This window comes from Micromonospora sp. NPDC049679 (genome assembly GCF_040659735.1).
GTDB lineage: Bacteria > Actinomycetota > Actinomycetes > Mycobacteriales > Micromonosporaceae > Micromonospora_I.
The window spans coordinates 65,694-86,894 of the sequence record NZ_JBFANZ010000005.1; the positions used below are offsets into that span (position 1 = coordinate 65,694).

Annotated in this window: 19 protein-coding genes; 12 read left to right on the forward strand and 7 right to left on the reverse strand. The window is 69.5% G+C overall.

Annotated elements, in window-relative coordinates:
• Nucleotides 1-84: 84 nt before the first annotated feature.
• Nucleotides 85-1,200, forward strand: a complete 1,116-nt coding sequence (locus AB0J06_RS05340; RefSeq protein ID WP_357424865.1) for a sialidase family protein — start codon at nucleotides 85-87, stop codon at nucleotides 1,198-1,200.
• Nucleotides 1,197-1,511: a MoaD/ThiS family protein gene (locus tag AB0J06_RS05345; protein WP_357424867.1), complete on the forward strand. Its 315-nt coding sequence runs from the start codon at nucleotides 1,197-1,199 to the stop codon at nucleotides 1,509-1,511. Before AB0J06_RS05340 ends, AB0J06_RS05345 begins: the two co-directional genes overlap by 4 nt.
• Here the strand turns inward: AB0J06_RS05345 and AB0J06_RS05350 are convergent.
• Nucleotides 1,508-2,407 carry a PaaX family transcriptional regulator C-terminal domain-containing protein gene (locus AB0J06_RS05350; protein WP_357424869.1) on the reverse strand — a complete coding sequence of 300 codons (900 nt, stop codon included), beginning with the start codon at nucleotides 2,405-2,407 and terminating at the stop codon, nucleotides 1,508-1,510. The genes AB0J06_RS05345 and AB0J06_RS05350 overlap by 4 nt on opposite strands.
• 370 nt (nucleotides 2,408-2,777) lie before the next feature.
• Here AB0J06_RS05350 and AB0J06_RS05355 point away from each other — a divergent pair, with 370 nt between their 5' ends.
• The 6 genes from AB0J06_RS05355 to AB0J06_RS05380 all read left to right on the forward strand — a co-directional run bounded on the left by AB0J06_RS05355 (nucleotide 2,778) and on the right by AB0J06_RS05380 (nucleotide 10,198).
• Nucleotides 2,778-3,719, forward strand: coding sequence for an SDR family oxidoreductase (locus AB0J06_RS05355; protein WP_357424871.1), 942 nt, complete (start codon nucleotides 2,778-2,780; stop codon nucleotides 3,717-3,719).
• A 5-nt stretch (nucleotides 3,720-3,724) separates the two neighbouring features.
• Nucleotides 3,725-4,630, forward strand: coding sequence for an amidohydrolase family protein (locus AB0J06_RS05360; protein ID WP_357424873.1), 906 nt, complete (start codon nucleotides 3,725-3,727; stop codon nucleotides 4,628-4,630).
• Nucleotides 4,627-6,303, forward strand: coding sequence for an AMP-binding protein (locus AB0J06_RS05365; RefSeq protein ID WP_357424875.1), 1,677 nt, complete (start codon nucleotides 4,627-4,629; stop codon nucleotides 6,301-6,303). Before AB0J06_RS05360 ends, AB0J06_RS05365 begins: the two co-directional genes overlap by 4 nt.
• Nucleotides 6,300-6,761 carry a MaoC family dehydratase gene (locus AB0J06_RS05370; protein ID WP_357424877.1) on the forward strand — a complete coding sequence of 154 codons (462 nt, stop codon included), beginning with the start codon at nucleotides 6,300-6,302 and terminating at the stop codon, nucleotides 6,759-6,761. The genes AB0J06_RS05365 and AB0J06_RS05370 overlap by 4 nt, the downstream gene beginning before the upstream one ends.
• Before the next feature lie 192 nt (nucleotides 6,762-6,953).
• The gene (locus tag AB0J06_RS05375; RefSeq protein ID WP_357424879.1) at nucleotides 6,954-8,447 is read left to right on the forward strand and encodes an aldehyde dehydrogenase family protein; all 1,494 of its coding nucleotides are present in this window, start codon (nucleotides 6,954-6,956) and stop codon (nucleotides 8,445-8,447) included.
• 299 nt (nucleotides 8,448-8,746) lie between these two features.
• Nucleotides 8,747-10,198, forward strand: a complete 1,452-nt coding sequence (locus AB0J06_RS05380) for an MDR family MFS transporter (RefSeq protein WP_357424881.1) — start codon at nucleotides 8,747-8,749, stop codon at nucleotides 10,196-10,198.
• Nucleotides 10,199-10,437: 239 nt separating this feature from the next.
• Here AB0J06_RS05380 and AB0J06_RS05385 read toward each other — a convergent pair whose 3' ends face one another.
• From AB0J06_RS05385 to AB0J06_RS05410, 6 genes are all read right to left on the reverse strand, one after another.
• Nucleotides 10,438-10,857 (reverse strand): DUF350 domain-containing protein, encoded by a 420-nt coding sequence (locus AB0J06_RS05385; RefSeq protein WP_357424883.1) that lies wholly within the window; start codon nucleotides 10,855-10,857, stop codon nucleotides 10,438-10,440.
• A gap of 43 nt (nucleotides 10,858-10,900) precedes the next feature.
• Complete coding sequence (locus tag AB0J06_RS05390; RefSeq protein ID WP_357424885.1) at nucleotides 10,901-11,440, reverse strand: potassium channel family protein; 540 nt, start codon at nucleotides 11,438-11,440, stop codon at nucleotides 10,901-10,903.
• On the reverse strand, nucleotides 11,437-12,639 hold the full coding sequence (locus AB0J06_RS05395; RefSeq protein ID WP_357424887.1) for a glutathionylspermidine synthase family protein: 1,203 nt from the start codon (nucleotides 12,637-12,639) through the stop codon (nucleotides 11,437-11,439). Before AB0J06_RS05395 ends, AB0J06_RS05390 begins: the two co-directional genes overlap by 4 nt.
• Nucleotides 12,636-13,076: a hypothetical protein gene (locus AB0J06_RS05400; protein ID WP_357424889.1), complete on the reverse strand. Its 441-nt coding sequence runs from the start codon at nucleotides 13,074-13,076 to the stop codon at nucleotides 12,636-12,638. Before AB0J06_RS05400 ends, AB0J06_RS05395 begins: the two co-directional genes overlap by 4 nt.
• Before the next feature lie 211 nt (nucleotides 13,077-13,287).
• Nucleotides 13,288-14,649 carry an MFS transporter gene (locus AB0J06_RS05405; RefSeq protein ID WP_357424891.1) on the reverse strand — a complete coding sequence of 454 codons (1,362 nt, stop codon included), beginning with the start codon at nucleotides 14,647-14,649 and terminating at the stop codon, nucleotides 13,288-13,290.
• A 291-nt stretch (nucleotides 14,650-14,940) separates the two neighbouring features.
• Complete coding sequence (locus AB0J06_RS05410) at nucleotides 14,941-15,615, reverse strand: TetR/AcrR family transcriptional regulator (protein ID WP_357424893.1); 675 nt, start codon at nucleotides 15,613-15,615, stop codon at nucleotides 14,941-14,943.
• 179 nt (nucleotides 15,616-15,794) lie between these two features.
• Between AB0J06_RS05410 and AB0J06_RS05415 the strand changes: the two genes are divergently transcribed.
• The 4 genes from AB0J06_RS05415 (at nucleotide 15,795) to AB0J06_RS05430 (ending at nucleotide 21,164) form a co-directional block, all read left to right on the forward strand.
• A complete protein-coding gene (locus AB0J06_RS05415) occupies nucleotides 15,795-16,706 on the forward strand; it encodes a shikimate dehydrogenase (RefSeq protein WP_357424895.1) in 912 nt (303 codons plus the stop codon).
• Nucleotides 16,693-18,687 carry a TIM barrel protein gene (locus tag AB0J06_RS05420; protein WP_357424897.1) on the forward strand — a complete coding sequence of 665 codons (1,995 nt, stop codon included), beginning with the start codon at nucleotides 16,693-16,695 and terminating at the stop codon, nucleotides 18,685-18,687. The genes AB0J06_RS05415 and AB0J06_RS05420 overlap by 14 nt, the downstream gene beginning before the upstream one ends.
• A 128-nt stretch (nucleotides 18,688-18,815) precedes the next feature.
• A complete protein-coding gene (locus tag AB0J06_RS05425) occupies nucleotides 18,816-19,604 on the forward strand; it encodes a response regulator transcription factor (protein WP_357424899.1) in 789 nt (262 codons plus the stop codon).
• 36 nt (nucleotides 19,605-19,640) lie between these two features.
• Nucleotides 19,641-21,164, forward strand: a complete 1,524-nt coding sequence (locus tag AB0J06_RS05430; RefSeq protein WP_357424901.1) for a HAMP domain-containing sensor histidine kinase — start codon at nucleotides 19,641-19,643, stop codon at nucleotides 21,162-21,164.
• The last annotated feature ends 37 nt before the right edge of the window (nucleotides 21,165-21,201 follow it).

A 21,201-nucleotide genomic window follows, 5' to 3' on the forward strand; every position in this document is an offset into this window, starting at 1 on the left:
CCCACGAGGCTGGACCGATGAGTTTCGGCGCGGCGGACGGTCCTACCCGAGCGCATCGTCGAACACCAGTGGAGGGACGAGGATATGAGCGGCGTACGGGTGCTGGTAGGCACGCGCAAGGGCGCGTTCACGTTGACGTCGGACGGCCGACGCGGCGAGTGGACGGTCGACGGGCCTCATTTCGGCGGGTGGGAGATCTACCACCTCGCTGGATCGGCGGTCGACCCTGACCGGCTGTACGCGTCCCAGTCGGGCGGCTGGTTCGGGCAGCTGATCCAGCGCTCCGACGACGGCGGTAAGACCTGGACGGCGGCCGGCAACGACTTCACCTACGAGGGCGAGGTCGGCGAGCATCTGTGGTACGACGGCACCCCGCGCCCGTGGGAGTTCAAGCGCATCTGGCACCTTGAGCCGTCCCGCCACGACCCCGACACCGTGTACGCGGGTGCGGAGGACGCCGCGCTCTACGTCTCCACCGATGGCGGTGGGAAGTGGACGGAACTGACCGCCCTCCGTACGCATCCGACCGGGCCGACATGGCAGCCGGGCGCCGGCGGCATGTGCCTGCACACGATCATCCTGGACCCGCTGAACAAGGACCGGATCTACGTCGCCATCTCGGCCGCGGGCGCCTTCCGTAGCGACGACGCCGGAGCCAGTTGGCTGCCGATCAACAGGGGGTTGCGCTCGGGGGAGATCCCCGATCAGGACGCCGAGGTCGGCCATTGCGTACACCGCATCACCCAGCACCCGTCGCGGCCGGACACCCTGTTCATGCAGAAGCACTGGGACGTGATGCGCACCGACGACGCCGGCGCGAACTGGCGGGAGATCAGTGGAAATCTGCCGTCTGACTTCGGGTTCCCGATCGCGGTGCACGCGCACGAGCCGGAGACCATCTACGTCGTGCCGATCAAGAGCGACTCCGAGCACTTCCCGCCGGAGGGCAAGCTGCGCGTCTATCGCAGCCGCACCGGTGGCGACGACTGGGAGCCGTTGACCAGGGGTCTGCCGCAGTCCAACTGCTACGTCAACGTGTTACGCGACGCGATGGCGGTGGACACGCTCGACCCGTGCGGGATCTACTTCGGCACCACCGGCGGTCAGGTCTACCACTCGGCCGACGGAGGCGACAACTGGGCTGCGATCGTACGGGACCTGCCGGCCGTGCTCTCCGTGGAAGTCCAGGTGCTGCCGTGATCCGGGTCGTCCTCCCGGCCCACCTGAAGAACCTGACTCACGTCAGCGGCGAGGTACGTCTCACGGTGGCCGCTCCGGTCGACGGTGCCGGACCGGTCACCCAGCGCCTGGTACTGGACACCCTCGAGGCGCAATATCCGATGCTGCTCGGCACGATCCGCGATCGCCACAACGGCAAGCGCCGGGCGTTCGTCCGCTTCTACGCGTGCGAGGAGGATCTCTCCAACGAGTCGCCCGACGCACCACTGCCCGAGCGGGTCATCGCGGGCGAGGAACCGTTCATCATCCTCGGGGCGATGGCCGGCGGCTAGGCGTGCGTGACCGGCGGCTGGTCCGGATCCACGAGGATGCGGTCGAGCACCGTGTCGGCCACGCGCTGGGCGCTGTCCGCGTAGGCGCGTCGCAGGCGTAGCGCGACATGCTCGGCGCGGACCGCGGGCCAGTCGGCGGGCAGGTGCTCGAGGGGCAGCCCGGGGTCTTCGCGGTGCAGGACCAGCCAGTCGCTGGCCAGGCGGAGTTGCCGGGCCAGATCGTCTTCGGCGTCGGGCATCGGGTCGGGGCGGTCCCAGCGGTCGAGGAACTCGGTGTAGCGCTGCCGCAGCGCGTCGAGGTTCCACGCCTCGCGGATGAGCTGCGCGGCCTGTGTGGGCGGCAGCGTCGTGGCGTGGAAGGCGCTGACGTGGTCGAGGACGTCGAGGCCTTCCAGCAGCCGCGGTACGTCGACGGGGGAGGCCGCGAGCCACAGGCCGTTCTGCAGCAGCCCGAAGCGCGCCCACAGCAGGCGTGACCGGAGCAGGTGCCGGTCGGCCCGGCGGGTCTCGGGCAGGGAGAAGGCGAGCAGCGTCCAGCGCCCGTCCCAGTTCCGGTTCACCGGGGTCTGCCAGGCCCGCGCGCCGCCCTGTTCGAGGATGGCGCCCACGCGGTCGGTCAGGCCCAGGTACATCTTTTTGCCCTGGCGGTGCCGTTCGAGCAGCCCGCGCTTGACCATCCGGGCCAGGGCGGAGCGGGCCGCGTGCTCGGCGACGTCGACCCGCCGGAGAACCTCGATGAAGCTGCCGGTGAAGACAGCCTCCTGCCGGCCGAGCAGGTGGATGCCGCAGAAGGTCAGCACGTAGGTCTGCGGGCGGACACCCGTCCGGCGGCCGTTGCTCCCCGCGGTCGCCGGTTCATCACCGACCGCGGCCAGCTCGGCCATGGTCGGGGCCACGGACCCTTCCTCGCGCGCCACCGGCATTGTCCTTTGCGGTCTCGGTCCGTGACGTCGGCCGGCGGCAATCCCTGCCCGTACCGGTCAGTCACGCACTTTTGCGATGTCACGCTGACGGGCGTCAGGAGACAACCGATTGAGTGACGCCTGTGAACGGCGTCGCTCCCATCGTACGTGTCCCCGCTCCGCACTGTAAATCGGCGTAAGGCGGCTCCGCCAGGGCCAGGCGACCAGTAAAAGCAAGTGAGTTAGATCGTTGACGTCCGCAACGGATGTGACTAACGTCTGGCCAACCGGCGCGCGGTGGCCGATAAGGCTGTTCGACACGTCCATCGCCCAGCGCCGACCCCCGGCTTGAGAGGACACGCGCATGCAACTAGAGGGCAAATCTGCGGTCGTGACGGGGGCCGGGCGCGGCCTGGGCCGCGCGTACGCCATCGCGCTGGCTGCCGCGGGAGCCGCGGTCGTGGTCAACGACGTGGACTCGGAGGTCGCCGAGGCGGCCGTCACGGAGATCCGGCAGGCCGGCGGCACCGCGGTCGCCGAGGTCTGCGCGGTCGGTTCGGCCGAGAGCGCCGACGCTCTCGTACGCCGCGCGGTCGAGGAGTTCGGGCGGCTGGACATCATGGTGACCAACGCCGGCGTGCTGCGCGACCGCAGCCTGGCCAAGATGACCGACGAGGACTTCGACACCGTCATCGCCACCCACCTGCGCGGCACGTTCACCTGCGGCCGCGCCGCGGTGGCGCAGTTCCGGGCGCAGGGCGGGGGCGGGCGGCTCGTCCTGATCGGTTCGCCCGCCGGCCAGCGCGGAAGCTTCGGCCAGACCAACTACTCGGCGGCCAAGGCGGCGATCGCCGGCCTGGTCCGTACCTGGGCACTGGAAACGGAGCGGTACGGGATCACCGTCAACGGCGTCATTCCGGTGGCCCTGACCCGGATGGCCGCCACGATCCCCGGCATGGGCCCGCTCGTCGAGGATGTGGAGGCCGGTCGGCCGCTGCCGGCGCCGGTGCGCCGCTCCGGTCTGGGCACCTCCGAGGATGTCGCCCCGGTGGTCGTGTTCCTCGCCTCCGACGCCGCCGCCGGCGTGACCGGGCAGTGCCTCGGTGTCGGTGGTGACCGCATCTCGCTCTGGTCGCACCCGACCGAGGTCGTGGTGGCGCTGCGCGAGGGAGGCTGGACCGCCGACGCGATCGCGGACGCCTTCCCCGGCACGTTCCAGCCCCAACTGCAGGACTTCCGCCAGCTCAGCCAGGGCCCGCCGCCGGCCGCTGCGGACAAGGGCGCGAGCGCGGAGGCGGGCCGGTGAGCTGGGTGTCGCGACTGGATGTCGACGCGCTCACCGCCATCGACGTGCACACCCACGTGCACCGCTCGGTACGGGCCGGCGCCGGCACCGAGGGCCTGGACGACATGCTCTCGTCGATGTCGGACTACTTCGGCTCGGGCGGGGTCCCCGGCTACACCGTGCCGCAGATCGCCGCGTACTACCGCGAACGGCGGATGGGCTGCGTCGTGTTCGGCGTCGACAGCGCGGCCGACGGCGACGAGATGGAGCCGACCAACGAGGAGGTCGCGGAACTCGCGGCCGAGAACGCCGACGTCGTCATCCCGTTCGCGAGCATCGACCCCGCACGCGGCGCGGCCGGTGTCCGCGCGGCGCGCCGACTCGTCGAGCACTACGGCGTCCGGGGGTTCAAGTTCCACCCCAACACGCAGGCGTTCTACCCCAACGACCGGGCCGCCTACCCGCTCTACGAGGTGATCGCCGAGTACGGCCTGATCGCGCTCTTCCACACCGGACAGACCGGGGTGGGGGCGGGGACGCCCGGCGGCGGTGGCATCCGGCTGAAGTACTCGAACCCGATGTACGTCGACGACGTCGCCGTCGACTTCCCCGAGATGAAGATCATTCTGGCCCACCCGTCGTTCCCCTGGCAGGACGAGGCGCTGGCGGTCGCCACGCACAAGCCGAGCGTGTACATCGACCTGTCGGGCTGGTCGCCGAAGTACTTCCCGCCGCAGCTCGTCCAGTACGCCAACTCGCTGCTGCGCGAGAAGGTGCTGTTCGGCTCCGACTTCCCGGTCATCACGCCGGAGCGCTGGCTCAGCGACTTCGAAAAGCTCCACATCAAGCCACAGGTGCGCCCGCTCATCCTCAAGGAGAACGCGGTGCGGCTGTTCGGCCTCGGGTCCGGCGGCGCGGAGCCGGCGCGGTGAAGGAGAACTTCGCCACCCTGCTGGAGACCGTGGCCGACGTGATGGGCGACCGCACCGCCGTCATCCACGGTCCGCGGTCGGTGAGCTTCGCCGAGCTCGACCGGCGGGCCTCGCGGCTCGCCGGGCACCTGGCCGGGTGCGGCGTCGGCCAGGAGTCCCGGGTCGCGATCGCGCTCTACAACGGCATCGAGTACGTCGAGAGCGTGTTCGCCGTGCTCAAGCTGGGCGGCGTACCGCTGAACGTGAACTACCGCTACCGCGAGGCGGAGCTGACCCAGCTGCTCGCCGACGCCGGCGCCGAGGCGCTGGTGTTCGACGCCACGCTCGACGACCGCGTCGCCGCGGTCGTACCGGAGCTACCGCGGCTGCGCGCACTCGTGCGCGTCGCCGGGAGCGCGTCCGGGACCGCGTCCGGGGCCGTGCCAGGGCACGGAGGAGGGTCATCGGGCGCGCAGGAGGGCGCGACACCGTACGACGACGCGATCCTCTCCGCCGAGCCGTTACCGCGCACGGCCCGGGACAACGGCCACTGGCTGATGTACACCGGCGGGACCACGGGCGCGCCGAAGGGCGTCCTGACCACGCACTCCTGGTTGTTCGACGCCGTGGCGCCCAACGGGTACGCGCTGATCGGGGTGACGCCGCCGCGGTCCCTCGCCGAGTTGGCAGAGCTGACCCGCCGGCTGCGCGACCACGGACCCCGTCTGATCACCCTGCCCGCACCGCCGCTGATGCACTCCACCGGCATGTACTGCACGCTCGCCGCGTTGCTCGCCGGCGGCACGGTCGGCTACCTCACGTCCCGTTCGTACGACCCGGACGAACTCGCCCGCCTGATCGGCATGCACCGCGCCACCGTGATGGCGATCGTCGGCGACGTGTTCGCCCGGCCCCTCGCCGACGCGCTCGACGCCGCGGCTGCCTGCGGTGAGCCGTACGACCTGTCGAGTCTGGAGTGGATCCTCAGCGTCGGCGTGACCTGGAGCGCCGACGTCAAGGAGCGGCTGCTGCGGCACGGCGACTTCACCTGCCGGGACGTGGTGGCCGCCTCCGAGGGCGGACCGTTCGCCATCGCGCTGACCCGCCGCGGCGATTCGGCGGTCACCTCGCGCTTCGAGCTGATTCCCGGCGCGCGGGTCGTCACCGGGGACGGCCGGGACGTGGTGCCCGGCTCCGGCGAGGTCGGCGTGCTCGCCGCGCCGGCTGACGAGGAGATCGCCTACCAGGGCGACCCGGACAAGACAGCGCAGACGTTCCGGTACATCGACGGGCGGCGGTACTGCGCGCCCGGCGACCTCGCTGCCGTCGAGGCCGACGGGTCGCTGGTCTTCAAGGGCCGCGACGGCCGCGTCATCAACACCGGCGGCGAGAAGGTCTTCGCCGAGGAGGTTGAGCAGGTCCTGTTGCGCCACCCCAAGGTCGACGACGTCTACGTCGTCGGGATCCGCGACGACCGGTGGGGTAGCCGCGTCGCGGCCGTCGTCGCTTCCACCGCCGCCGATCCCCCCTCCGAGTCGGAGCTACGCCAGTTCGTCGGCGCCTCGCTCGCCGACTACAAGTGCCCGCGATCAGTCATCGTCGTCACCGCTCTGCCCCGCAGCCCGGCCGGCAAGGCGGACCTGCGCTGGGCCCAGCGGATCGTCACGTCGTCACCGTCAGAAGGAGAATCATGACCACGCCCACGATCGTCAGCGGTGTCGAGGGAGCGCTGTCCCTGCAGGGACGCGACCTCGGCTACACGCCCTACCTCGAGGTCACCCAGGAGCAGGTCAACCTGTTCGCCGACGCGACCGGCGACCACCAGTGGATCCACGTCGACCCGGAGCGGGCCAGGACCGGGCCGTTCGGCGGCCCCATCGCGCACGGCTACCTGACGCTGTCGCTCACGCCCGCGTTCCTGCCGCAGCTGGTGCAGTTCGAGGGCTTCTCGATGGGGGTCAACTACGGCTGTGACAAGGTGCGCTTCCCGGCGCCGGTCCCGGTCGGCAGCAGGCTGCGCTGCGGTGCGACCGTCGACGCGGTGACCGGGATAACCGGCGGCGTCCAGGTGACGATGACGCTGACCTTCGAGGTCGAGGGGCAGAACAAGCCGAGCTGCGTGGCCACCATCCTCCTGCGCCACTACGTGTGACGGTCGCGTTGAACGCCCCCGCCACGGCGCGGGCGGCGCTGTTCGCCCAGGCTGGCCGCCCTGCTACCTGCTAGCGCTCGGCCGCCGCGACCCTGCTCGCCACCGGACTCTCGTCACGGTTGCTGAGCAGCCGATTGACCCGAGTACACCCCGATCCGGCGCGGACAACGTCCCGCTGAACAAGGAGCACCAGTGACATCTCGAGAGCAGGGTAATGAGGCTGTAGCACCGATCAGCCGACCGAGCCTCACCGACGGTTCGCTGTTCATCGGCGGCGCCCGGCGCGATGCCGTATCGCAGCGGCGGCGCGACGTCATCGACCCGTCCACCGGCAAGAAGATCACCACCGTCGCCGAAGGCGACGCGCAGGATGTCGACGCGGCCGTACGGGCCGCGCGCGCCGCCTTCGACGAAGGCCCCTGGCGGCACACCCCGGCACGGGAGCGGGGCCGCGTACTGACCAGGGCCGCTCAGCTGATCAGGGAGCGGACCGACGAACTGGTCGCGCTGGAGAGCATCGACGCGGGCAAGCCGGTGAGCCTGACCCGCATCATCGACGTCGGCAACACGATCGCCCAGTTCGAGTACTACGGCGGCCTGGCGCACAGCCTTGCCGGCGCCACCCGGCAGACCGCGTTCCCGTCGATGGCCTACACGGTGCCCGAGCCCATCGGGGTGATCGGCGCGATCACCCCGTTCAACTTCCCGCTGATCCTGTCGACCGTCAAGATCGCCGCAGCGCTCGCGGCAGGCAACACGATGGTGCACAAGCCGGCCGAGGACACCCCGCTCACCGCACTGGTGATCGCGGAGATCCTGGCCGAGGCCGGACTGCCCGACGGCGTGCTCAACGTCGTCACCGGCGGCGGCGAGGCCGGGGACGCGTTGGTCCGCCACCCCGGCGTCGACAAGATCGCCTTCACCGGGTCGACCGCCGTCGGCCGGGCGATCGCCAGTACGGCGGGGGAGAGCGTCAAGCCCGTCACCCTGGAACTGGGCGGCAAATCGGCGCAGATCATCTTCGAGGACGCGGACCTGGACGTCGCGATCGGCAAGGCGATCGAGGGGTTCGTCTTCAACACCGGCCAGTTCTGTATGGGCGGGACCCGGCTGTTGGTCGCGCGGCCACTGTTCGACACGGTCAGCAAGGCCGTCGCCGGGGCCGCCGGCGGGGTGCCGCTGGGTGACCCGTTCGACCCGGCGACGGTGATCGGCCCGATCGCCGGTGCCCGGCATCTGGAGAAGGTCGAGCGGTACGTGGAACTGGCGCGCTCGGAGCCGGGCGCGGAGATCCTCGCCGGTGGTCATCGCATCGATCTGAACGGCGGTTACTTCTACGCGCCGACCGTCATCGTCGGGATGGCCAACGACTCCCGCCTGGTGCAGGAGGAGGTGTTCGGCCCGGTGCTGACCATCCAGCCCTTCGACACCGAGGACGAGGCCGTTGCCCTGGCCAACAGCACCCAGTACGGCCTGGCCGCGGGCCTGCACACCCGTGACCTGAACCGTGCGCACCGGGTCGCCTCCCGCCTGCAGGCCGGCATCGTCTGGGTCAACACGTGGGGGATGCTGGACCCGGCGATGCCGTTCGGCGGGCTCAAGCAGTCCGGCTACGGCCGGGAGTACGGTCCCGAGGGCCTGGCCGAGTACCTGAACACCAAGTCGGTGATCATCGCGACGGCCTGACGGGCTCACACCTGCTGTCGACGCAGCAGCCGTCGGGTCACCCGATGGCTGCTGCGTTGTCGCCGGTCCGCCAGCCGGCGCGGCGTCTCGCTCGTGACGTGACTCTCATCTACTCCGGACCTACCGCAGGAATGCTTCGCATTGCGAACTAGTTTGATCTCTGCGGTTCACCGTCCAGCCGAGGAGAGACCCGTATGGCGACAACACCGGCAGCCGATACGCACGCGAGCTCATCGGCAGGCGGCACCCGGGCAGGCGTCGGCTTCCGATCCGAGCGCGGTCCGGTACTCGCCGCGATCATGCTCAGTACCGGCCTGGTCGCCCTCGACGCCACGATCATCGCCACCGCGGTGCCGTCCATCGTGCGCGACCTGGGTGGTTTCTCCCAGTTCCCGTGGCTGTTCTCGATCTACCTGCTCACCCAGGCGGTCACCGTGCCGCTGTACGGCAAGTTCGCCGACTCACTGGGCCGTAAGCCGGTGATGTTCTTTGGTATCGCGCTGTTCCTGCTCGGGTCGGTCCTGTGCGGCTTCGCCTGGAGCATGCCCGTGCTGATCATCGCGCGGGCCATCCAGGGCATCGGCGCCGGCGCGGTGCAGCCGATGAGCATGACGATGGTCGGCGACCTCTACAGCGTCGAGGAACGCGCCCGGGTGCAGGGATACCTGGCAAGTGTCTGGGGCATCGCCTCGGTACTCGGCCCCACCCTCGGCGGGGTGTTCGCCGAGTACCTGTCGTGGCGGTGGATCTTCTTCGTGAACCTGCCGCTCGGGGCGGTCGCGGCGTGGGTGCTGGCCCGCCACTTCTCGGAACGGGTGATCCGCAGCACGCACAAGGTGGACTACGCCGGCGCCGCCGTCCTCACCGGCGGGTTGTCGCTGATCATCCTGGGGCTCCTCGAAGGGGGCGTGGCCTGGCGGTGGGCCTCCCTCCAGAGCCTGGTGATCTTCACAATCGGTGCTGTCCTGCTCGTCGCGTTCGTCTTCGTGGAACGTCGCGCCGCCGAACCCGTGCTGCCGTTGTGGGTGTTCAGGCGCCGGATCCTCGCCGGCGGCAACCTCGCCTCACTGGTCATCGGGGCCCTGACGATCGGGGTGAGCTCGTACCTGCCGACCTACGCCGAAGGCGTGCTCGGCACCAGCGCGCTGGTGGCGGGGTTCGCTCTGGCCGCGCTCACCGTCGGCTGGCCGATCGCGGCCACTCTGTCCGGGCGCCTCTATCTCAGGATCGGCTTCCGCGACACCGCGCTCATCGGCGCTGTGTTCGTCATCGGCGGCGCGGCGCTGATCTCGTTGTTGGCAGCGGACTCGTCGGTGTGGGCGGCCGCAGGGGCCGCCTTCGTCGTCGGCGTCGGGCTCGGCCTGTGCTCCAGTCCGACGATGGTCGCCGTCCAGTCCGTGGTCGGGTGGGAACGCCGGGGTGTGGTCACCGGCACCAACATGTTCAGCCGTTCGCTCGGCAGTGCCGTCGGCGCCGCGATCTTCGGTGCGATCGCCAACGCCACCCTCGCCGCCCGGTTCGCCAGCCCGCCGGCCGAGGTCGCCGGGCGGATGCCCGGCGATGCGGATACCAGCAGTCTCCTGGTGGGTGGGCACACCACGCGCACGGAACCGGCGGTGACCGAGTACATCCGGAACTCGCTGTACGACGCGACGCACCACGTTTTCCTCGCGTTGGTCGTGGTCGCCATGCTCGGTGTGGGTGCGCTGCTGCTGATGCCACGGCGCACCGAACCACTCACGTTCGAGTAGCGGCACGACACGCGCCGCCGCAGTCCAGCGTGGGGTGCCGGCGGCGCGCGGAAGAAGGGCAGGGCGCGTTCGTCGACGCCCGACTGGCTCGCGTCCCGGCGCAGACGTGGCAGACGCGCGTTGATCTGGAAAGCGACCCGAACTACGGGCGTGAGCGGACGGCCCTGTTCGGTGCGGTCGGGGGGGGATTACCCGCGCGGACGCGAAGGTCCGGCACAGGGCTGAGATGCCAGCGGCGGTCAGGGGGTAATCGAGGCGACGATGATCGCGGAGACGGCGACCTGTGATGCCGCGGTGACGAGGCTGGCCGGGTGGAACGGCACCTGCACGACGATCTCGCCCAGCTTGCCGGGGGTGATCAAATCGAGGACGACGAACGCGACCGCCTGCAGGACGATGCCGAATACGCCGAAAGCGACCGTCCAGGCAAGCGCGCTCCCGAAGCCGTTGGTGGCATTGGTCCAGATCGCGGTGAACGTGATCGCGCCGAGGCCGAGGAACCCGGAAGCGAGCACGATCCCGGCGTTGATGCTGCGGTTGTCGTAGATGTGCTTGCCGAGCCGGCCCGGGGTGAGCAGGTCCAGAGCGAAGAAACCACCGGTGAGCAGGGCGATGCCGACGGCGGTGTAGGCAAGTGCGTACCCGAGGCTGGCGAGCATGGCAGTGGGGCCTTTCGTAACGGGAAGCGTGGGGGGCAGCGGGTCAGATGTCGGTGCTGCCCGGTGGGGGCATAGCGCCGGTGGTGTTCGGGCCGGCGTCGGGCGGGTCGATGCCGAGGGCGGCGAGAATGCGGGCCTGGCCCGCCAGGATCTGCTCCATCTTGTTCTCCAGCCGGACCTGCTCGGCGTGCGTGAACTCGTCGTGATCCACGATCAGCCGAGACGTGATCTGCGCTCCCAGGCACAGGGCCAGCACGAACATCGAGATGATCAGAAACGCGCCCAGGGCACGACCGGCGGTGGTTACCGGGAAGGTGTCGCCGTACCCGACGGTGAAGCCGGTGACGGCAGCCCACCACAGGCCCTTGACCACGTCATGGCCCTCAATGACCGCGTAGGCCAGTCCGCAAGCGACCAGGTCGACGACGGTGGCGATGGCGAGCAGCTGAGGACGGTTGGCAACCCTGACGAACTGATCGACCAGCCAGTTGTCCGCCGTGAATCTGCCCCTGGTAGCGGCCTTCCTCTCGTCCGGGTCGCGGGACGGAAGGTCGCCGTAGGGAACGAACCGTGCGTTACTCATTCGTCCAGCCACCGTTGGATCGTTGACCCGTCCGGTCGCGGCGCGTCGATGATGTGCGGAACGAAGCGGGCGTAGTAGTCGGTGACCCAGGAGTCGGATTCCCGGATGCCGACGCCCGCCGCTTTGCCGTCCACCACCCACGAGCCGAGCACAGCCTTGTTGCCGTCGAAATCCGGCAGCGGGCACCACTGCTGGTAGCACCAGCCCTCAGCGCCGTACCCGCCCGGCTGGGTCACGTTGACACCGTCGGCGTGGATCCTGATGTTGTCGCCTTCGCGGCCGTGCAACGGCTTGGCCACCCATTCGGTGAGTTGGCCAGGATTGTCGAGGTACGCCGGGAGCAGGTTCGGGTGGTCGGGATAGAGGTGCCACATGGCCGCGAGCAGCGCCTTGTTGCTCAGCAGGACCTTCCATACCGGTTCGATCCAGGCGACGCTATCCGGGTCGGTCATCACATAGACGCCGAACTCCTCACTGAGCATGTCCTCCCAGGGATACAGCTTGAAGCACGTGTCGATCGGAGCCCCGGCGAGGTCGACGAAGCGTCCGGTCGACTTGTCGTAGCCGATGTCCTCCATCGTCAGCCCGACGGTCTGCAGCCCGGCCTGGTCGGCGGTGTCGCGCAGGTACGCGACGGTCATCCACTCCTCACCGGACTCGTCAGCCACGCTGTGGGCGAAGTGGACGATGTTCGACCGGAACATCAGTGACTGCTTACGCCAGGCCATCACGAGCCGGTCGTGCAGACTGTTCCACTGGTCGCGCTCGGGGAAGACGTCCCCGGCCCAGAAGTACTGCGCGACGGCGGACTCGACCAGCCCCGTCGGGGTGTCGGCGTTGTATTCCAGCATCTTCGCCGGACCGGTGCCGTCGTAGCGCAGGTCGAACCGGCCGTACAGGGACGGCGGGTTGTTGGCCAGTGACTCGCGCGCCAGGTCCAGGGCGAGGGCCGGCAGGCCCAGGTTGCCCATCGCCCCGGTGGCGAGGAACCGGGCTGCCTCGATAGCCATGCGGTGCAGGGCCTCGGTCACCTCTTCGAGCTCTTCGACCTGCGGCATCGTCAACTCGTAGTAGGCCGATTCGTGCCAGTACGGCGTCTCGGTGCCGTCCTCCCGTACGGTGACCGGAAAGACCAGCCCCTGGGATTCGACCGTCTTCCGCCAGTCGGCCCGCGGGGTGGACTGGTGGCGACGTATCACGAGCCGCTCCCGCCGGCTTTGCCGCCGAACCCGCCGCGCGACACCGACCCGCTCTCAGCCCCACCGCCGGTCGCTGCGTTGCCGCCGGATTTCGCGAAGGTACCGCCGGTCGGGGACGCGCCACCGTACTTCACGGTGGAGCCGCCGGACGGCCGGGTGAACGACCCGCCGGAGACCTTCTGGCCCTTGGCCGGGTAAGGCCGTCCAGCCGGGATGAAGTACCAGCCACCGCGTGACTGGTGACCCGAGTCGTCGTCACAATCGTCGTCGTCCAGCCGCTCCTGCGTCTGCGGGTCACCGCACACCGCTCCGTACTCGGCCCCGTCGTCGCTCGACCCGTCAACACGCTGCGGGGAACACGCGGCCGTCAGAGCGACCGCGAGCAGCGAGGTCACGCCGAGGGTCACGGAGGCGGATTTCCTACGGTTCGGTGCCATCTCGGTCCTTCACTACAACAGGCGGGCTCGGTGAGCATGCGGGTGATCACCAGGTCAGATCAATTACCACACAGCCTGTCAAGCTGGCAGTTCGCCGGTTCCACCCCCTGAAACCCGCGAGCGACCGAAATTCTCCGGATCTCGGTGAGGCACCCGGCTTGCGCCCGGCCTGCAACGGCGGGGCGCAAGCCGCACGAGAGATCAGGTCTGGTCAGACCGGCACCGCAACGGACGCGGGGGAGGGTTCGCCCGGCTTCGCGCCGAGGTCTTCCGTGGGCATCTTGTGCGTCTCGCGGGCGGTGGCCGCGGCGACCAGGGGCACCACGCACAGGGCGGCGGTAAAGATGGCGACGCCCAGCCAGTTGGTTCCGTTCGGGCCGGCGATCGCGGTCGCGATCGTGGGGGAGAAGCCGCCGATCGCGAACCCGATCTGGGTTCCGATCGCCGTCCCGGAGAGACGAACCCGGGTGCTGAACATCTCGCCGTAGAACGACGGCCAGATCCCGTTGGCGGCACTGTAGACCACCCCGAGGGTGAGGACACCGAAGATGAAGATCAGCGCGTAGTTGGCCGAGGAGATCGACCACAGATACGCGAAGATCAGCACTGCGCAGCCGGCCGCGCCGGTCATGAACACCGGCTTACGCCCGATCCGGTCCGACAGCGTCGCCCACAGCGGGATCGCCACCAGGGCCACCGCGTTGGCGAGGACGCCGACCCACAGCATGGTGGAGCGGTCCAACCCGACGGTGTTCACGGCGTACGACAGGGCGTACACCGTGAAGATCGTGCTTACCGAGGCGATGACGGCCGCCGCCACCACCCGCAGCACGTCGCGCCAGTGGTCGCTCAGCAGCACGGCCAGCGGCAGCTTGGCCACCGCGTTGTCGGCGACGGCCTGCTGGAAGACGGGCGTCTCCTCGAGCTTGCGCCGGATGACGAGTCCGGCGACGGCGACCAGGGCGCTGAGCCAGAACGGAACGCGCCAGCCCCAGCTGAGCAGTTGCTCCTTGGGCAGGGCGGCGATCGGCAGGAAGACCGCGGTCGCGAGCAGTTGGCCGGCCTGCGTGCCGTTGAGGGTGAAGCTCGTGTAGTACCCGCGGCGGTGGGCGGGGGAGTGTTCGAGCGTCATGGAGTTCGCGCTGGCCTGCTCGCCCGCGGCCGAGAGGCCCTGCAGCAGTCTCAGTGTCACCAGCATGACCGGAGCCGCCGCGCCGATCTGGGAGTAGGTGGGCAGGCAGCCGACCAGGAAGGTCGAGATCCCCATCAGCAGCAGGGTGAAGACCAGGACTCTTTTCCGGCCGAACTTGTCACCGACGTGTCCCAGCACGAACGCGCCGACCGGGCGGGCCAGGTAGCCGACGCCGAAGGTGGCCAGCGCCAGCAGCGTTCCGGTGGCGGGCGCGGAGGTGGGGAAGAAGATCTGGCCGAAGACCAGTGCCGCGGCGGTTCCGTAGATGAAGAAGTCGTAGTACTCCAGGGCGCTGCCGATCCAGGCGGCGAGCGCGGCCTTGCGGGGCTTGCCCTGTGGGACGGGGGTTGCGCCGATGGGGGCGGCTGGTTGATGGGTCACGGGATGCTCCTCGGCTAGCACTGCTGTGGGGGAACAGCGGGGCGATCGGTGCTGGGGGATGTGCCGGGATCGGTTTTGGGTCGCGGAAGCGGTCTGTGCCAGGGGTTGAGCACTACCTGCGCAGCGGGACGGCCTGCTCGACGTGGCGTAATCCGGGTCGAGCGACCGCGCAGGGAGGTAATGAACGAAACAGTTAGGTACTAGTTGAGAAGATGGTGATGTGACGGCTGTCACGTGTCAAGAGGTGGTGCGCGACGTGCGCGGACATCGCGGCCCGTCGAGTGGGGGACCTCAGCGCGCTGTCAGGTACTCCAGCACCATGTCGCCGAGCATCCTGCGGTAGTGCTCGCGGCGGGCGGGGTCCAGCATGTCGCGGTCGAAGATGGCTTTGAAGGTGTGCCTGTTCGCCGTTCGGAAGACGCAGAACGCGCTGATCATCATGTGTACGTCGAGGGCATCGACGTCGTCGCGGAAGTGTCCGGCGGTACGTCCCCGTTCGAGGATGCGGGCCAGTACGTCGAGCGCCGGGTTGGCGAGGCTGGACAGGGTCGACGACGTTGCGATGTGCTCCGCGCGGTGGATGTTTTCGATGCTGACCAGGCGGATGAAGTCCGGGTGCGACTCGTGATGGTCGAAGGTCAGCTCGGCCAGTTGCCGGATCGCGTCGACGGGGTCGAGGTGCTCGACATCGACTGCCTGCTCGATCGAGCGGATCACCGTATAGGCCCGCTCCAGTGTCGCGACGTAGAGCTGTTCTTTTCCGCCGAAGTAGTAGTAGATCATCCGCTTGGTGGTGCTGGTCTTCGCGGCGATCTCGTCAACCCGCGCGCCGCTGTAGCCCTTGTCGGCGAACTCGCTGGTGGCGACGTCGAGGATCTCGGCACGCGTTCGCTCGGCATCACGTTGCCGCTCCGGGCTGCCGAGGGTGCGATCGGTCGGCGCGGCGTTCGATGGCGGTGCGCCCACCGGGGCTCCTCTCGCGACGGATATGTCGATGTCCAACTGTAGGCGGCGACGCGCGCTGTCTGTTCGGCCCTGCCGCGCGGCCCTTTCCCCATCCCGCATCGTGGAGTACAACTAACTAGCCAGTTCGTTCATTGCTGGTCTGTTTCGGAGGAGCTCCCCGTGCCGATGGTGGTGCCGACGTGAACGGCCAGCGCAGCGTCCTCATCGGGCTGGTCGGCACGGGCATCGGCCCGTCGTTGACTCCGGCCCTCCACGAGCGTGCCGCCGACGAGCTCGGAATCCGCTACCTCTATCGCCTGCTGGACCTCGACGATCTGCGCCTGCCGCCCACGGCGATCGGAGCGATCCTGGCCGCGGCCCGGCTCACGGGGTACGACGGCTTGAACATCACCCATCCCTGCAAGCGCGTGGTGCTCGAACACCTCGACGAGGTGACTCCTGATGCCGCCGCCGTGGGTGCGGTCAACAGTGTCGTCTTCACCGCAGGCAAGGCCATCGGCCACAACACCGACTGGTCGGGCTTCGCCCGAAGCGTCGCTCTCGGGCTACCGGGCGCCTGCCTGGACCGCGTGGTGCTGCTCGGGGCCGGCGGCGCCGGTGCCGCGGTCGCGCACGCCCTGCTGACGCTGGGCGCCGGTCTGGTCCGGATCTTCGACCTCGAGGCATGCCACAGCGCGGCATTGGCCGCCTCGCTGTGCGCACGCTTCGGTGCCGACCGTGCCGCCGGCGGGCGGCTCGACAACGGCGGACACGAACTGGCTACCGCGCTGGGCGAGGCCGACGGCCTGGTGCATGCCACTCCCACCGGCATGGCCGCCCATCCCGGACTGCCGGTGCCGGCGGAGCTTCTGCGCCCCGGGCTCTGGGTGGCCGACGTCGTCTACCGCCCGTTGACCACCGAACTGGTGACCACCGCGCGGACCCGGGGCTGCCGCGTCCTGGACGGCGGCGGAATGGCGGTCTTCCAGGCGGTGGAAGCGTTCCGCCTGTTCACCGGCGTCGAACCCGACGCTGATCGGATGGTCCGGCATTTCGCGTCACTCATCGCCGCCACGACGACAGAAGGGCACAACGCCGATGCCCTCGGTTGAGACCCGCACATCCCCGCCGCCCGTCGACCACCGCCGCGACCTCCCGGCTTCCGGCCTGCGCCGGGGAATCGCGACCGTGTGCCTGTCCGGCACCCTGGAGGACAAGCTCTCCGCGGCGGCGGCCGCGGGCTTCGACGGGGTGGAGATCTTCGAAAACGACCTCATCGCCTCGCCGTTGTCTCCGAGCCAGGTGCGCGGGCGCTGCGCCGACCTGGGCCTTTCGATCGACCTTTATCAGCCCTTCCGTGACTTCGAGGCCGTCGGACCGGAGCTGCTCGCGGCGAATCTGCGGCGTGCCGTGCACAAATTCGACGTGATGGAACAGCTCGGCGCCCACACTGTCCTGGTCTGTTCGTCGGTCTCCCCGGCAGCGGTGAACGACGACGACCTCGCCGCTGAGCAGCTGCGCACGCTCGCCGCACTCGCGGCCGAGCGCGGCGTGCGGATCGCCTACGAGGCGCTGGCCTGGGGGCGCTTCGTCAGCACGTACGAACACTCCTGGGACATCGTGCGACGTGCCGACCATCCCGCGTTGGGCCTGTGCCTGGACAGCTTCCACGTGCTCTCCCGTGGCTCGGATCCGTCGGGTATCAGCAACATTCCGGGCGCGAAACTGTTCTTCCTGCAACTGGCCGACGCGCCCAGGCTGGAGATGGATGTGTTGCAGTGGAGCCGTCACCATCGGCTCTTCCCCGGCCAGGGCGCCTTCGACCTGCCCGCCTTCGTCGGCCACGTGCTGGCGGCCGGGTACGACGGCCCGCTCTCCCTTGAGGTCTTCAACGACGTGTTCCGCCAGGCCGATCCCGAGCGGGCCGCCGTCGACGCGATGCGCTCGCTGCTCGCCCTTCAGGAGGGACTCCAGGTCGGCGGCCCGGCGGCGTTGACCGAGCGGGTGCGCGTTCGCGACCTACCGCCGGCACCCGAACTCGCCGGACACGCCTTCACCGAGCTGGCGGTCGACGACGTCTCCGGCCCCCAGGTGGCGCGCGCCTTGGCTGCGCTGGGCTTCATGCACACGGGACAGCACCGCTCGAAGCCGGTGCAGCTGTGGCAGGAGGGTGCCGCCCGGGTGCTGCTCAACGCCGCCGCGCCGAGCGGGGCGGGTCCGGGGGGCGCCGCACTGTGTGCGCTTGCCGTCGAGAGCGTGGACCCCGTCGCTTCCGCGCGGCGTGCGGAGCTGCTGCTCGCGCCCGTGCTTCCGCGCACCCACGGCGCGGACGAGGCAATCCTGTCCGCGGTCGCCGCGCCGGACGGAACCTCGGTGTTCTTCTGTCGGACCGGCGCGAACGACGCCACCAGTTGGTTGTCGGACTTCATCCTCACCGACGCGACGCCCGGCGCGGGTGCGGGCCTCACGAAGATCGACCACGTCGCGCTCAGCCAGCCGTTCGACCACTTCGACGAAGCGGCGCTGTTCTACCGCGCGGTACTTGGGCTCGAACCCGAGACCATCACCGAGTTCGCCGCACCGTTCGGCCTGGTACGCAGCCGCGCCGTCGCCGACCCTGCGCACGAGGTCCGGATCGCGCTGAGCGTGGCTCTGCTGCGCCGGGGCGAATGGGCGCCAGGCGTACCCGATCCGCAGCACGTCGCGTTCGCCACCGACGACGCCATCGCCAGCGCGCGAGCTGTGCGTGCCCTCGGCGCGCCGCTGCTGCAGATCCCGGGCAACTATTACGACGACCTCGACGCACGGCTCGGCCTGCCGGCAGAACTGCTCGCCGCGATGCGTCAGTACTCGGTGCTCTATGACCGCGACGAGCACGGTGAATTCCTCCACTTCTACACCGAGATACTGGGGTCACGGGTCTTCTTCGAGGTGGTCCAGCGGATCGGCGGATACGCCGGCTACGGGGCCGCAAATGCCCCGGTGCGGATGGCCGCACAGCGCAGACTGCGGATCGCCCGGGTTGATGGCAGCACTGCTCATAGCGAAGGCCACGAGTCCGCTCCGGTCGGGAGCGTCCCACGTTCCTCGTAACTCATCCAGCGGCACCGGTCCGTGGTTGCGCGGGTGAACCCCGGGGGCCGGTGGGCCGTACCCCTGAACATGTTCGAGACGCAAAGGTTGGGCGCGCCTGTTGACGCCCGCGGGCGCGGTTGGTGCTGATGCGGGTGCTGCTCGTCGAGGACGACGACACGATCGCTGAGCCGCTGGCGGAAGGGCTGTGTCGGTACGGCTTCGCGGTGTCGCGGGTGGCCACGGGCGCTGCGGCGTTGCAGGCGCAATCGAGCGACATGGTGTTGTTGGACCTGGGGCTGCCGGACATGGATGGTTTGGACGTCTGCCGCCGGCTCCGGCAGGTGTCGCAGATACCGATCATCATGTTGACCGCGCGTGGGTCCGAGGCTGATCGGGTGGTTGGTCTGGAACTCGGTGGCGACGACTACCTGTCGAAGCCGTTCGGCGTACGTGAGCTGGTCGCGCGGATGCGCGCGGTAGGCCGACGAGCGCGGCCGTTGGTCGAGGCGACACCGCGTGGCGATGGCTGGCTCGGCTCGGGGCCTGCCGTTGTGACCAGCACGGCAGACGCGCCTGGGGCGATGTCGCCGTCCGGTCAGGTCATCGGCTGGCTGGTGATCGATCGACGGACGCGGCAGGTGTGGGTGCGGGGTCGCCCGGTCGCGCTGGCGCCGAAGGAGTTCGATGTGCTGGCGTTGCTGGCCGAGGATCCGGGCGCGGTGGTGACGCGGCAGCGGCTACTACATGCGGTGTGGGGTCCGCGCTTCTTCGGGGCCGGGAAGACGTTGGATTTCCACGTAGCGAGCCTGCGCCGCAAGCTGGGCCACCCGGACTTGATCGAGACGCGGCGCGGTGTCGGTTTCCGGATCACCGTGCCCTGCGCGTCGGTGGTGCCCCACCCGTCGCCGCCTGCGGCCGATCCGGCGACACGGTGAAATGGGCGGCGAGCGCGTGATCCGCCATTCGCGCCGATGACCCGTCGACTCGTGCTGAGCTATGTCACCGTCGCGGTGGTCGTGCTGCTGTGCCTGGAGATCCCACTCGGCTATCTGTACGCCCGCGCGGAGCGTGAGCGCCTCGAAGGACAGGTGGAGCACTCGGCTGAAGTAGTGGGGGCCTTAGCCGATGAGGCCATCCGTGACGGACAGCTCGACCGGCTGGACCTGCTCGCCGCCGAAAGCGCCGAACAGTTCGGTGGGCGAGTGGTCATCGTGGACGGTGAGGGCGCGTTGCTGAGCAGCTCGCACCCGCTGCGTACCGAGGAGGCTCAGCCGGCGGCGCTGCCGGAGATCCAGGCAGCGCTGCGGGGCCAGGCGCATATCGGCATCCGGACGAGCGTGATCGGTGGGGTGAAGAGTCTGTCGGTTGGGGTGCCGACGCGGCCCGGGGCGACGGTGCGCGGCGCTGTACGGATCACTATCGCCACGACCGGCGTCGAGGCACGCATCCACCGGCTCTGGCTGTCTCTGGCGGCCGTGGGGCTCGTCGTGCTCGCGGTCGTCATGGGGGTCGGGTTCGTTTTGGCCCGGTGGATCAGCAGGCCCGTCGACGCGTTGGAACAGGCGACCCGGCATCTGGCCGACGGCACGCTGCCCGCGCCGGCATCCACCACGACTGGCCCTATGGAGTTGCGCCGGCTCGCCGACACGTTCAACCGCACCGCCGCCCGCCTCCAGCACCTGATCGCGGCGCAACACTCGTTCGCCGGTCACGCCTCCCATCAGCTCAAGACGCCGCTCGCGGCGCTGCGGCTACGTCTGGAAATCTTGGAAGCGGACGTGCCGGCGAACGCCCGCGGCACCCTCGCGGCCGCGCTCACCGAAACCGATCGGCTGGGCCGGATGGTGGAAACGCTGCTGGCCATGGCCCGCATCGAGGAGGGGTCCGACCTGCCCGTACCGGCCGACCTGGATGCCGCTGTGGAAGACCGGGTGAGGATGTGGCAACCCCTGGCCGGTCAGCGGCGCGTCCAGCTGGCCGTCACCGGCGACCCCGTCGGTCAGGTCTACGCCCTGCCCGGAGCGCTGGAGCAGATTCTCGACAACCTACTCGCGAACGCCATGAACGCCGCACCCGAAGGCAGCACCATCACCGTCAAGACGCACCGGGTGCGCGTGGAGACAGGGGCTCGAGGCGACCGTCACGACACGGTTGTGGAGCTGCACATCATCGACCAAGGGCCCGGGATGAGCGAGGCGCAACGGCTGCGCGCCTTCGATCGGTTCTGGAGGGCACCTGACGCGGTCAAGGGCGGCACAGGACTGGGTCTGGCGCTGGTGCAACAACTCACCGAAGCCAGTGGGGGCCACGTGGAGCTGCGCGCCGCGGCCGCTGGCGTCGACGCCGTGGTCAGCCTCGCCCCCGTCGCGGCTACTGAGAGACTTTCCGCAGGATCGATGTCCGGCCATGAGCGGGTGGTGCCCATGGCGGGGGCGACAGGCCAGGAAAGCGCCAGCAGGGCACCAGAATTCCGCCAGGCCCGCCCGGAACGTTGAGCGCCGCGGGCCCGGTGACTCGTATTGCCAGTCGTAG